At 66.8% G+C, this 13,314-nt stretch carries 10 protein-coding genes; 3 read left to right on the top strand and 7 right to left on the bottom strand.

The window, feature by feature from the left end:
- Positions 1 to 12: 12 nt before the first annotated feature.
- From ACK8OU_RS10495 to ACK8OU_RS10470, 6 genes are all read right to left on the bottom strand, one after another.
- Complete coding sequence (locus ACK8OU_RS10495; RefSeq protein WP_410303348.1) at positions 13 to 1,623, bottom strand: FMN-binding glutamate synthase family protein; 1,611 nt, start codon at positions 1,621 to 1,623, stop codon at positions 13 to 15.
- A 75-nt stretch (positions 1,624 to 1,698) separates the two neighbouring features.
- Positions 1,699 to 2,472 (bottom strand): beta-keto acid cleavage family enzyme, encoded by a 774-nt coding sequence (locus tag ACK8OU_RS10490; RefSeq protein WP_410303346.1) that lies wholly within the window; start codon positions 2,470 to 2,472, stop codon positions 1,699 to 1,701.
- Complete coding sequence (locus ACK8OU_RS10485; protein ID WP_410303345.1) at positions 2,469 to 3,797, bottom strand: aspartate aminotransferase family protein; 1,329 nt, start codon at positions 3,795 to 3,797, stop codon at positions 2,469 to 2,471. Before ACK8OU_RS10485 ends, ACK8OU_RS10490 begins: the two co-directional genes overlap by 4 nt.
- A gap of 5 nt (positions 3,798 to 3,802) precedes the next feature.
- Complete coding sequence (locus tag ACK8OU_RS10480; protein ID WP_410303344.1) at positions 3,803 to 4,228, bottom strand: universal stress protein; 426 nt, start codon at positions 4,226 to 4,228, stop codon at positions 3,803 to 3,805.
- A gap of 11 nt (positions 4,229 to 4,239) precedes the next feature.
- Positions 4,240 to 6,891 carry a TRAP transporter permease gene (locus tag ACK8OU_RS10475; protein WP_410303342.1) on the bottom strand — a complete coding sequence of 884 codons (2,652 nt, stop codon included), beginning with the start codon at positions 6,889 to 6,891 and terminating at the stop codon, positions 4,240 to 4,242.
- 76 nt (positions 6,892 to 6,967) lie between these two features.
- The gene (locus ACK8OU_RS10470) at positions 6,968 to 7,930 is read right to left on the bottom strand and encodes a TAXI family TRAP transporter solute-binding subunit (RefSeq protein WP_410303341.1); all 963 of its coding nucleotides are present in this window, start codon (positions 7,928 to 7,930) and stop codon (positions 6,968 to 6,970) included.
- 109 nt (positions 7,931 to 8,039) lie between these two features.
- Here ACK8OU_RS10470 and ACK8OU_RS10465 point away from each other — a divergent pair, with 109 nt between their 5' ends.
- Complete coding sequence (locus tag ACK8OU_RS10465; RefSeq protein ID WP_410303340.1) at positions 8,040 to 8,903, top strand: MurR/RpiR family transcriptional regulator; 864 nt, start codon at positions 8,040 to 8,042, stop codon at positions 8,901 to 8,903.
- Between the two features lie 65 nt (positions 8,904 to 8,968).
- On the opposite strand, the gene ACK8OU_RS10460 is transcribed toward ACK8OU_RS10465, so the two are convergent.
- Positions 8,969 to 10,567 carry a GMC family oxidoreductase gene (locus ACK8OU_RS10460; protein ID WP_410303339.1) on the bottom strand — a complete coding sequence of 533 codons (1,599 nt, stop codon included), beginning with the start codon at positions 10,565 to 10,567 and terminating at the stop codon, positions 8,969 to 8,971.
- A gap of 108 nt (positions 10,568 to 10,675) precedes the next feature.
- Here ACK8OU_RS10460 and ACK8OU_RS10455 point away from each other — a divergent pair, with 108 nt between their 5' ends.
- Positions 10,676 to 11,665 (top strand): LysR family transcriptional regulator, encoded by a 990-nt coding sequence (locus ACK8OU_RS10455; RefSeq protein ID WP_410303338.1) that lies wholly within the window; start codon positions 10,676 to 10,678, stop codon positions 11,663 to 11,665.
- On the top strand, positions 11,647 to 13,311 hold the full coding sequence (locus ACK8OU_RS10450; RefSeq protein ID WP_410303337.1) for an MBL fold metallo-hydrolase RNA specificity domain-containing protein: 1,665 nt from the start codon (positions 11,647 to 11,649) through the stop codon (positions 13,309 to 13,311). Before ACK8OU_RS10455 ends, ACK8OU_RS10450 begins: the two co-directional genes overlap by 19 nt.
- The last annotated feature ends 3 nt before the right edge of the window (positions 13,312 to 13,314 follow it).

Below are 13,314 nucleotides of genomic sequence, written 5' to 3'. Positions count from 1 at the left end.
TGGCGCGTCCGGTCAGACGCCATCGTCGAAGGGCTCGAAACTTTCGGCCCGCGACCGGCGCCAGCGCATCAGATAGCCAAAGCGCGTGTCATCCTCACGCAGCAGAAATCCCTCGGGCATGTAGGGATAGACCTCTTCGCCGGTTACCATGTCGCGGTCGTTCTCGCGCATCAGCAGATGATGTGGCAGAAAGCCACCCGGATGGGTCAGGCCCGCGGCGGCCGTCATTTCTGCCAGCGCCTTGAGCGTGTTGCGGTGGAAATTCACCACCCGTTCGGCCTTGTCGGGCACGACCAGCGCGCGCTGGCGCAGCCGGTCCTGTGTCGCCACGCCCGTCGGGCAGCGGTTGGTGTGGCAGGACTGCGCCTGAATGCAGCCGATCGCGAACATGAAGCCCCGCGCGGAATTCGCCCAGTCCGCGCCAAGCGCCAGCGCGCGGGCGATGTCGAAAGCGTGGATCAGCTTGCCCGAAGCGCCGATTTTCACCCGGTCGCGCAGGCCCACGCCGCGCAGGGTGTTGTGCGCGAAGGTCAGCCCCTCGACCAGCGGCATGCCCATGTGGTTGGCAAATTCCAGCGGCGCGGCACCGGTGCCGCCCTCTTTGCCATCGACCACGATGAAATCGGGCGTGATGCCGGTTTCCAGCATCGCGCGTACAATGCACATGAATTCGCGCCGGTGTCCGATGCACAGCTTGAACCCCACGGGCTTGCCCCGGGACAGATCGCGCAGCTGGCCGATGAAGCGCATCATCCCGACCGGCGTTTCAAAGGCGCTGTGGGCGGGCGGCGAAATGCAATCCACCCCCATCGGCACGCCCCGCGCCTCGGCGATCTCGGGTGATATCTTGGAGGCGGGCAGCATCCCGCCATGGCCCGGCTTGGCCCCCTGGGACAGTTTCACCTCAATCATCCTGACCTGCGGATCGGCGGCCAGATCGGCGAATTTCGCCGGATCAAAGCGCCCCTCGGCGGTGCGGCAGCCAAAATAGCCCGAACCCAGTTCAAAGATCAGATCACCGCCTTCGCGGTGATGGCGGCTGATCCCGCCCTCACCCGTGTCATGGGCAAACCCGCCCATCTTCGCGCCGCGGTTCAGCGCCATGATCGCATTGGCCGACAGGGCCCCGAAGCTCATGGCCGAGATGTTGTAGATCGAGGCGTCATAGGGCTGGCGACAATCTGGCCCGCCGATGCGAACGCGGAAATCGGTGTTTTCGATATGCTTTGGGCGGATCGAATGGGTCAGCCATTGATAGCCGCCGTCATAGACGCGCATGCGCGTGCCGAAGGGGCGCTTGTCCTCGACATTTTTGGCGCGCTGATAGACGATGGACCGGGCGTCACGGGAAAAGGGTTCCTCATCCTGGTCGCTTTCGATCAGATACTGCCGGATTTCCGGGCGGATCCCCTCGAACAGAAAGCGAAAATGGCCCAGCAGCGGGTAATTGCGCAAGATCGCGTGGCGCGGCTGGATCATGTCATGCAGGCCCAGCAGAAACAGCGCGCCGAAGATCGCCAGCGGCAGCGCGAACCAGCCCGATTGCGCAAGCCCCGCCACGCAGGCCAGCGCCAGAACCAGCACCAGCGCCAGCGGCACATATCGCAACGTCGAGATTGCCATCCCCGATCCTTCCGCCAAAGGCCCTGCCCGCAGGCATAGGGCCGCAAGATGTATATTCGGTAAACCGCGGCCGTCTCAGCCCGCCGCGTCCAGCTGCGCGCGAAAATCGCGCACCCGATCGGCATTGGACCGCGCAATCGTGCCATCGGCCTGGATCCGGTTGTTTTCAAACCCGATCCGCACCTTGCCGCCTTCGGCCACCGCGCGCAAAAGGCAGGCGGTTTCGGGCGGGCCAAAGGCGCAGACGGCCCAGTCCGGTGCCCCCCCCAGCGCGCGCAAGGCCGCCAGCGGGGCATCCAGTTCCCCCGGGGCGGCCAATTGCCCCGTCGCATAACGGCCCAGCACCAGAAGCACCGCCAGCCCTTCGGGGGCGATCACGCCCGCGGCCAGCATCCGGCCCAGACGGGCCACATCATCGGCATCATACAGGATGTGCTGCACCTCAACCCCCGCCTCGCGGCAAAAGGCAAAGAAGCGCGCGGTTTCGGCATGATCCGGTTCGGCCAGGATTTCGCGCAGCGCGATCGACACGGCGCGCGGGCGCAGATCGCGCACCAGCGCGCGCTGCTCGGCGGGGGAATAGCGGCCCACGGCCTCGGTCGTGACCTGCGCGTAAAGGCCCGGCGCCTGCAGCGCCAGTTCGCCCAGCAATTCGCGGTAAAGACCGGCATCCAGCACATGCCGGCCCGCATCATCGCGGACATGGGCATGCAGCCCGTCGGCGCCCGCGGCCTGACAGTCGCGCGCGCAGGCGATGATCTGGGGGATGGTGACGGGCAGCGCGGGGTGGTCGGCGCGCGTCAGCCGCGCGCCATTGGGCGCCACCATGATCCGGGGCAAGGGCCTCATGCCGCCAGCGCCCGATCGATCGCGCCCGCCAGCTTGCCCACCAGTTCGTCGATCTGGCCATCCTCGATGATGAAGGGCGGCGCCAGCAGGATGTGATCGCCCCGCTGCCCGTCGATCGTGCCCCCCATCGGATAGCAGATCAGGCCGGCCTCGAACGCCTCGGCCTTGATCCGGGCGTGCAGCTTGCGGGCGGGGTCGAAGGGGGCCCTGGTGTCGCGATCGGCCACCAGTTCAACGCCGCGGAACAGGCCCCGGCCGCGGATATCGCCGACATGGGCATGCTGCCCCAGCGCCGTGCGCAGCGCCGCATCCAGTTTCGCACCCTGTTCGCGCACCCGGGTCAGCAGGTCGCGTTCGGCGATCTCGGCCAGCACCGCATTGGCGGCGGCGGCGGCCATCGCGTGGCCCATATAGGTGTGGCCATGCTGGAAAAAGCCCGACCCGGCGGCGATGGCGTCATAGATCCGCCCCTGCACCAGCAGCGCGCCGATCGGCTGATAGCCCGCGCCCAGGCCCTTGGCGATGGTGATCATGTCGGGGACCACGCCGTCTTCGGTACAGGCGAACAGATGGCCCGTGCGCCCCATGCCGCACATCACCTCATCCAGGATCAGCAGCACGCCGTGGCGGTCACAGATTTCACGGATGCGCTTAAGGTATCCCGGCACCGCCGGCACCGCGCCCGCGGTGGCGCCCACCACCGGCTCGGCCACAAAGGCCATCACCGATTCGGGGCCCAGGCGGGTGATCTCGGCCTCCAGCTCATCGGCGACGCGCAGGCCATAGGCCTCGGGCGTTTCCCCCTCGGCGCGACCGCGATATTCGTAGCAGGGCGCGATATGGGTGGTTTCCACCAGCATCGGCGCGAATTGCGCGCGCCGCCATTCGTTGCCGCCCGTGGCCAGCGCGCCCAGCGTATTGCCGTGATAGCTTTGCCGCCGTGCGATCACGCGGTGGCGCTGTGGCTGGCCGATTTCTAGGAAATACTGGCGTGCCAGCTTCAGCGCGGCCTCGACCGCCTCGGACCCGCCTGACACCAGATAGACCCGGTCGATCCCCTGCGGCGCCGCCGCCACCAGCGTATCGGCCAGCTGTTCTGCCGGGTCCGAGGTGAAGAACCCGGTATGGGCAAAAGCCAGCCGGTCCAGCTGATCATGCAGGGCGGCGCGCACCGCGGCATTGGAATGGCCCAGGCAGGACACCGCCGCGCCCCCCGATCCGTCAAGATAACGCTTGCCCGCCGCATCGATCAGATAGCAGCCGTCGCCGGCCACGGCAGTGGGAAGATGGCCGCGGGTCGAGCGGCCGAAGATGTGATGGGGCATGGGTCCTAGGTCCTGACAACAAAAACGGATTGACGGGCATGGCGCACGACGCGCGCGGCATTGGGGCCCAGCAGATAGTCCTTCAGCTCGGGCCGGTGCGAACCGATGACGATGACATCGACCTGCAGCCGGTCGGCGGCGCGCAGGATTTCGTCATAGATCGTACCGTGCAACACATGGGGATGGGCATCGACCGCATCGGGCACATGGGTATTGACCCATTCGGTCAGGGCCTTGCCAAGGCCGCTCAGCGCCTCTTTTTCAAAGCCCTTGCGGAAATAGCCCGACACCTGCGCCAGCCCGAAATCGGGCAGGACCGAGACGACATGCAGCACGCCCCCGTCCCGCACCAGATCCAGCGCCGCGGCCAGCGGGCCGGCATTGGCGACCGCATTGCCAAGATCGACGGTCAGAAGAACGTTGCGGGTCATCTTCGGCTCCCTCAGAAGGCGGGTTTGGTCTGGCGACGGCGCTGCATCATCACCACCAGCGCCAGCAGCAGCAGCGCGGGGATGTAGAACACCTGCCTGGGCATCCGGTCGGCGGGCGACAGCAGCCCCACCACCTCGACCCGGTCGGCGCCGTAGAAATCAAATCCCGACAGCTTTTCCTGATAGGGCGTGCCGAACATCGGTTCGTCCATGAACAGCCGCTCGCCCTCGGGCATCAGGAACAGGCCCGCGGCTTCGGCCCGGCCAGTGGCGGGTTCGGCCCCGGTCACGGTATGCACCAGCGTCAGTTGCGTCGGCGCGCCGGTGGTGAAGGACGGCCCCGCCACGACAAAGCGCACCCCCTCGCCCGGCGCGGCATGATCGAAGGCCGCGGCCAGTTCGGTGGGGGGCAGATCCTCGAACCGGGGCTGGATGCGGTCCAGCCAGAACCCCGGCACGAACAGCGTGAAGGCCACCAGCAACAGCGCAGCACTTTCCCACATCCGCGAGGGCGCCAGGAAATAGCCCTGGGTGGCCGCCGCGAACAGCAGCATCGCGAATGTCGCCACGGCAAAGATGAAGATCGCCTGCCCGATGCCCGCCGCCGTGCCCAGATCGACGCCATACAGGATCAGCGTGGGATTATAGATGAACAGGAACGGCAGCGCGACGGTGCGCAGCGAATAGAAGAAGGCGGTAAAGCCCGTGCGGATCGGGTCGCCCCCCGAAACGGCGGCGGCGGCGAAACTGGCCAGCCCCACCGGCGGGGTCACATCGGCCATGATCCCGAAGTAGAAGACGAACAGATGCGCCGCGATCAGCGGCACGATCAGCCCCTCCTGCGCGCCAAGGCTGACCACGACCGAGGCCATCAGCGATGACACCACGATGTAATTCGCCGTGGTCGGCAGCCCCATCCCCAGGATTAGCGAGAACACGCCCACCAGAAGCAGCATGATCATCAGATTGCCGCCCGACAACAACTCGACCAGGCCCGCCAGTTCGGTGCCGATCGGGGTTTTCGTGACCGTGGCCACGATGATACCGGCCGCGGCCGTGGCCACGCCGATGCCGATCATGTTGCGCGCGCCCGCGATCATGCCTTCGATGAAATCGCCGATGCCCGCCCGCGTGGCCGCCATCACATCCTCGCCCCGGAACAGCGCCTTCAACGGGCGCTGGGTCAGGATGATGACCAGCATCACCGCCACCGCGTAAAAGGCCGATTTGGCGGGCGACTGCATCTCGATCATCAGGAACCAGACCAGCACCAGGATCGGCAGCAGGTAATGCAGGCCGGTGGGAAAGACCTCGGCCACGGTGGGCAGGGTGAATTTCTGCGCATTGGGATCATCCAGCGCCAGATCGGGCCGGCGCGCCGACAGCCGCACCGCCGCGACATAAACGACCAGGATCGCCGCCAGAACCAGCGGATCGGCAATGCCGGGGGCGGCTGCGCGCAGCCCCTGCACCGCCCAGACCAGCGCCGTGAAGGCCAGCCCGGTGACCACGAACCCCACCGCGATCCTGAGAAACATCCGCGACAGGCTGGCCGCGGGCCCAAGCGCGGGCATGTCCTTCTTCAGCGCCTCAAGATGCACGATATAGACCAGCGCGATGTAGGAAATCACCGCCGGGATGAAGGCGTGCTTGATCACCTCGACATAGGAAATGCCGACGAATTCCACCATCAGGAAGGCCGCGGCCCCCATCACCGGCGGCATGATCTGGCCATTCACCGACGAGGCCACCTCGACCGCGCCCGCCTTTTCGGATGAAAAACCCACGCGCTTCATCAGCGGGATGGTGAAGGTGCCGGTGGTCACCACATTGGCGATCGACGACCCCGAAATCAGCCCCGTCATCGCCGACCCGACAACCGCCGCCTTGGCCGGCCCGCCGCGCAGCGCGCCCAGCCCCGCGAAAGCCAGCTGGATGAAGTAATTGCCCGCCCCCGCCTTGTCCAGGATCGCGCCGAACAGCACGAACAGGAACACAAAGGCCGTCGACACACCCAGCGGGATACCGAAAACCCCCGTCGTATCAAGCCATTGCGCATTGATGATCGCGGTGAAGGACAGCCCCGCATGTTCGATGATGTCGGGGATCAGCCAGCCCGTGCCGACATAGGCATAGGCCAGGAAGATCGCCCCCACCACCGTCAGCGCCGGCCCCAGCGCGCGGCGCGACGCCTCCAGCAGCAGCACGATGCCGATGCTGCCCACGATCACCTGGGTCTGCGTCGGCAGGCCCGAGCGCGCCGTCATCGCCAATTCGCGCGAGAAGAGAAAGACGTAAAACGCGCAGCCCGCGGCCGCCAGCGCCAGCACCCAATCGACCAGCGGCACCCGGTTGCGGGGCGAGGATTTCAGCGCCGGATAGACCAGGAACGCCAGCAGCAGCGCAAAGGCCAGATGCACAGGCCGCGTCTGCGACGAATTCAGAACCGGCAGATATTGCGCGAACCACAGCTGCGGCTGCGCGATCCAAAGCTGAAAGACCGACCACAGAAAGGCCACCGCCGCGATCAGCAGCGCCACGCCCCGGTTGTCGGGCGCGCGCCCGCCGCTGTCGGTGCTGGCGACCAGATCCTGAAGTTCCGCCTCGGAAAAGGCGCGCCCGCCGCTTTGGCCGCCGGCCGCCCCATTCGGATCTGCGCTCATCGTATTCCCCTGCCCTGATCCCTGCCCCGGTTGCGCGGATCGGGCCGCCACCCCGCGGCGGCGGCCCGAAAGGTCATCACTCGATCAGACCGGCTTCGCGGAAATACTTTTCCGCCCCCGGATGCAGCGGCGCGGACAGGCCGTCATTGGCCATTTCCTTGGGGTCAAGATTGGCAAAGGCCGGATGCAGGCCGCGGAACTGGTCCATATCCTCGAAAACCGCCTTGACCAGCGCATAGACCACATCCTCGGGCACCGCGGCCGAGGTCACCAGCGTGGCGCCCACACCGAAGGTCTGCACATCGGCGTCGCTGCCGCGATACATGCCGCCCGGAATGGTCGCCTTGCGGTAATAGGGATGGTCGGCCACCAGCTTGTCGACCGCCGCGCCCGCGACATTGACCAGAACGGAATCGCAGGCCGTCGTCGCCTCCTGGATCGAGCCCGAGGGGTGGCCCACGGTATAGACCATCGCGTCGATGTTGTTGTCGCACAGCGCCTGGCTTTGCTCACCGGCCTGCAGTTCGGACACCATCGCGAAATCCGACATCTGCCAGCCCAGTTCCGTCATCAGCACTTCCATCGTGTCACGCTGGCCCGACCCCGGGTTGCCGACATTGACGCGCTTGCCCTTCAGATCGTCGAAATTGGCGATCCCGGCATCGGCGCGGGCAACCACGGTGAAGGGTTCGGGGTGGATCGAAAAGACCGAGCGCAGATCGGGATTGGCGCCCTGATCGGCAAAGTTGCCCTCGCCGGCATAGGCCTTGAACTGCACATCCGATTGCGCCACGCCGAATTCCAGTTCGCCCGAGCGCACGGCGTTCACGTTATAAACCGACCCGCCCGTCGATTCGACGCCGCAGCGGATGCCGTGATCCGCCCGCGTGCGCGACATCATCCGGCAGATCGCGCCCCCGGTCGGGTAATAGACGCCCGTCACGCCACCCGTCCCGATCGAGATGAACTTTTCCTGCGCGAAAACCGGCGATGCCGCGACCGACAGCGCCAGAACCGCGCCGAATGTCTTGATGTTCATGAACCTCTCCTGAGTTGCATATCCGTTTCTGGACGAACGATAACACATTTGTTTTATTTTGGAAGCCATGATAAAGCATATGCATGATCACAAAGGCTGCCGCACCCCGATGACCGCCCCTCCCCCCAGCCTGCGCGACCGCCTGTCCCGCATTGCCGCCACCGGCGCGCCGGCGCTGGCGCAACTGGCCGCCTGGGTGCTGGACCAGTCGTCCGAGGTCGCCTTCAGCTCGGTCCGGGGGCTGGCGGGCAAGGCGGGGGTCAATGCCAATACGGTGACGCGGCTGGCCAAGGAACTGGGCTATGACGGCTTTGACGCCTTCCGCGCCGATATCCGCAAGGCGCTGGCGCAGCGCGCGCCCAGCTATGCCGCGCGCGCCCGGGCGCTGCGGCTGCGCACCAATACCGACATCTTCACCGAGATGCTGGACGCCAACCGCGCCAATGCCGATCTGCTGCACACGCCCGAGTTGCTGGAGACGCTGGAATCCTGCATCGACCCGCTGCTGGGCGCGCGCCGGGTGCATTCGGTGGGGGTGCGGTCCTGCTATGCGATCGCGCATTACTTTGCCTATGTCGGCAGCATGGCTTTTGCCAGTTTCCGCGAATCCCCCGCACAGCCCGGCGCGATCATGGATCAGCTGTCGATGACGGGCCCCGAGGATATCGTGATGGCGATCAGCTTTGCCCATTATTCCACCGAGGTGGTCCGCGCCTGCCAGATCGCGCGCGATTGCGGGGCGCGGGTGCTGGCGCTGACCGACAGCCACCGATCGCCGCTGGCGGTGGGCGCGTGGAAGGTGGTGGCGCTGCCGATGGCGGGGCCGCAGCTGCTGCCCTCGTTGTCCACGGCCTTTTCGGTGGTCGAGATGCTGCTGTCGGGCATGGCCGCGCGGTCGCCCGATGCGGTGGCCAATGTCACCGCCTTTGAAGACCGCATCACCCGCTATGGCGGCTATATCCGGCAGGACTAGGCCCCGCGCGGGGGCCGGATCTCAGGCCCCCCGGATCTCAGGCCCCGTCTCTCAGGCCCCGTCTCTCAGGACCTTGCATCCTCCAGGATCATGCGGGCGGCCTTTTCCGCGATCATCAGCGTGGGCGAATTGGTGTTGCCCGAGGTAATCGTGGGCATGACCGAGGCATCGGCGATGCGCAACCGGCCCAGCGCGCGCATCCGCAGCCGCGGGTCCACGACCGAGCCCGCATCCGCGCCCATCCGGCAGGTGCCGACGGGATGGAAGATCGTCGTGCCGATATCGCCCGCGGCACGGACCAGATCATCATGGCTTTCACAGGCCGGACCGGGGCGGTATTCCTGCGGCTGAAAGCGCGCGAAGGCGGGCTGAGCCACGATCGCCCTGGTCAGGCGGATGGCGCGCACGGCCACATCGCGGTCGCCCTCGGTCGACAGGTAATTCGGCGCGATCGCGGGGGCGGCGCGGAAATCGGGGCTTTTTACATGGACCGAGCCGCGGCTTTCGGGGCGCAGGTTGCACACGCTGGCGGTCATCGCCGGGAAGGGATGGACCGGGTCGCCGAACTTGTCCAGGCTGACGGGCTGGACGTGATATTCCAGATCCGCGGTTTCCTTGTCGGGGCCAGACCGGGTAAAGATCCCCAGCTGGCTGGGGGCCATCGACATCGGGCCCGACCGCCGGAACAGATATTCCAGCCCGATCGCGGCCTTGCCCCACAGGCTGCTGGCCTTTTCGTTCAGCGTGGGCACGCCCTGCACCTTGTAGACCAGGCGCAGCTGCAGATGGTCCTGCAGGTTTTCGCCCAAGGCGGCCACCTCGGCCTGCGGCGTGATGCCCGCGGATTGCAACACATCGCCCCGCCCCACGCCCGACAGTTCCAGAATCTGGACCGACCCGATCGACCCCGCGCTGAGGATGGTTTCGCGCGCGGCGCGGGCCTCGGTCCGGCGGCCTTCGTGGTGGAAGACGACGCCCTGCACCTCGCCGCCCGCGATGATCAGCCGCTCGGCCTGCGCGCCGGTCAGCACGCGCAGGTTGGGCCGCCCCATCGCCGGGCGCAGAAAGGCCTTGGACGTGTTCCAGCGCACGCCCGACCGTTGGTTCACCTCAAAATAGCCGGCACCTTCATTGTCGCCGGTGTTGAAATCGTCACTGCGCGGAATGCCGGCCTGCACGGCGGCATCCAGAAAGGCGTCCAGCACCTGCCAGCGCACGCGCGCCCGTTCCACCCGCCATTCGCCGCCCGCCCCGTGCAGATCGCTGGCGCCGCGGTGGAAATCCTCTTGCGCGCGAAACAGCGGCAGAACATCGTCCCAGCCCCAGCCGGTGCAGCCCATCTGCCGCCACTGATCGTAATCGCGCGCCTGCCCGCGCATATAGATCATGCCGTTGATCGACGAACATCCCCCCAGCACCCGCCCGCGCGGATACAGCAGCGCGCGTCCGTTCAGCCCCGGCTCGGCCTCGGTCCGGTAACGCCAGTCGGTGCGCGGGTTGTCGATGCAGTAAAGATAGCCCACCGGAATGTGGATCCAGTGATAATTGTCGCGCCCCCCCGCCTCCAGCAACAACACCCGGTTGCGCGGATCGGCAGACAGGCGATTGGCCAGCACACAGCCCGCGCTGCCCGCGCCGATCACGATGTAATCATACTGGTCCATGGTTCCCCCCGCCGTTGCCCGCAAAGGTTCCCCGGAATCCGCCTTTGACACAAGAGTTCAGACCGGATTAATTTCAGACAGGTTCTGAACATTTTTGAACAGGCACGAATGACGAATTTCGACTGGGACGATCTGCAGGTCTTCCTGGCCCTTGCGCGCGAGGGGCAGTTGTCGCGCGCCGCCCGTGTGCTGGGCAGTTCGCATGTGACGGTGTCGCGCCGGGTCGACCGGCTGGAAGGCGCGCTGAAGCTGCGGCTGTTCGAACGCAACCCGCGCGGTTATGTGCTGACGGGCGCGGGCCGGCGGCTGGTGGAAACCGCCGAGCGGATGGAGGCCGAGGCCACGCGGCTGGGCGCCGATCTGGCCGAGGCCGCCTTTGCCCAGGGCGGCACGCTGCGGCTGGCCGTGCCCGAGGGCTTTGGCAGTTTCTTCAGCCGCGACATGCTGTCCGGTTTCACCCGCCGCTTTCCGCGCATCTCGCTGGAACTGATCACGCTGACGCAGGTGCTGGCGCTGTCGCGGCGCGAGGCCGACATCTCGGTCACGCTGGATCCGGCCAAGGCCGGGCCCTACAGGTCGGAACGCATCGTCGATTACAGCCTGCACATCTATGGTGCGCGGTCCTATCTGGACGCCCGTCCCCCGATCCGCACGCGCGATGACCTGCGCGGGCAGACCTTCATCGGCTATATCCCAGAAATGATCTTTGCCCCCGGTCTGGACTATCTGGACGAGGTCCATCCCGCGATCCGGCCCTGGATCAAAAGTTCCAGCATCTTCAACCAGCTGGCGGCGGCACGGGGCGGGCTGGGGCTGTGCGTGCTGCCCGATTACATCGCGCGCGACTGCGCGGGTCTGGATCTGGTCCTGCCCGATCAGGTGGCGCTGACGCGCAGCTACTGGCTGACCTGCCACCGCGATCTGCGCCAGATCCCGCGCGAACGCGCCGTGATCGCCTTTCTGACCGAGGCCCTGCGCGCCCGCGAAGGTCAGCTGCTGCGCCATCACCAGACGCTTCCCCCCGCCAGCGGCGCCGGCCAGGCTGGCCCTGCCCCCGAAGCCGGCAGAAAGGACAGCCCATGCAGGACCCGGAACTGAGCTTTCACGGCGCGGCCCATTGCGTGACGGGGTCGTGCTTTCGCCTGAAGACGGCGGGCGGCACGGTGCTGATCGACTGCGGCATGTTCCAGGGCGCCAAGACGGAAAAGGAACTGAACTACCGCCCCTTTCCCTTCCCCGCCTCGTCAATCGACGCGGTGATCCTCAGCCACGCGCATATCGACCATTCGGGGCTTTTGCCGAAACTGGTGCGCGAGGCGTTTCGCGGCGCGATCCACGCCACCGAGGCCACGCGCGATCTGTGTTCGGTCATGCTGCCCGACAGCGCCCATATCCAGGAATTCGAGGTCGAACAGCTGAACCGGCGCAACCTGCGCCGCGGCCGCGCGCCCGTCAGCCCGATCTATACGGGCGAGGATGCCGAACGCTGCCTGGCGCTGTTTCAGCCACAGGATTATGGCCAGTGGTTCGCGGTGATCCCGGGGCTGCGCGCGCGGTTCTGGAACGCGGGCCACATGCTCGGGTCAAGCTCGGTCGAGGTGGAAATCGCCCGTGACCCCGACCAGCCCCCCCTGCGGCTTTTGTTTTCCGCCGATATCGGCCCGGATTACAAATTGCTGCATCCCGACCCCGAGGGCCCCGCGGGCGTCGATTATCTGATCGTCGAAAGCACCTATGGCGATACCGACCGCGAGGATGCCACCGCCGCACGCCGTCGCACGGTGCTGTGCGAAGAGGTGCGCGCCGCGATGCATCCGCATGGCGCGCTGCTGATCCCGTCCTTCGCGGTGGAACGCGCGCAGGAACTGATCACCGATCTGGCGCAGCTGATGGCCGAAGGCGCGCTGCCGAAGATCCCCGTGCATGTGGATTCGCCGCTCGCCACCCGCGCCACGGCGATCTTTGCCCAGCACGCCGCCGATCTGGAAGGCGGCTCTGCCCTGATACAGGCGCTGGAGGCGCGGCAGATCCACTTCACCGAGACGCTGGAACAAAGCAAGGCGCTGGACAACCTGCGCGAATTTCACATTGTCATCGCCGCATCCGGCATGTGCGAGGCGGGCCGCATCCGTCACCGGCTGAAGAACTGGATCTGGCGCGATGAGGCGACGGTGCTGATGTGCGGCTATCAGGCCACCGGCACGCTGGGGCGCATCTTGCAAGAAGGCGCGCGCGCCGTGCGCATCCAGGGTGAGGATTATGCCGTGCGCGCCCGCATCCGCGCGATCGACCTCTATTCGGGCCATGCCGACGGGCCGGAACTGGCGGCCTGGGTTCGCGCGCGCCTGCCCGTCGCACATGAGGTTTTTCTGGTGCATGGCGAGCCCGAGGCGATTGGTGGCATGGCCGCGCGGCTGACGGGGATGATCGCGCCCGACCGGGTATTGCAGCCTGCGCTGGATGACAGCTTCCGGCTGACCGATGGCGGCGCGGTGCGGCTGGCGGGCGCCGCCCCGCCGCGCATCGACCCTGCCGACGTGGCGCGGCTGGACTGGCACAACGATGTGTCCGGCCTGATCCTGGACATCAATGCGGCGCTGGCGGCCGAGCCCGATGAAAAGGCCCGCGCCGTTCTGATCCGCCGCCTGCGCCGCGCGATGGAAGCCGAGGGCGCCCCCCCGCCCGGCAAGACGCACCGGCACAATTCGCAGGCCCGCAAGGCGCACCACCGCCGGGGGCATTGATCC

Source organism: Pontitalea aquivivens (assembly GCF_046507575.1).
In the GTDB taxonomy this organism is placed as follows: Bacteria; Pseudomonadota; Alphaproteobacteria; order Rhodobacterales; family Rhodobacteraceae; genus Pontitalea; species Pontitalea aquivivens.
Note: the sequence above shows the minus strand (reverse complement) of the source record. Positions and strands in the feature narration are given on the sequence as shown.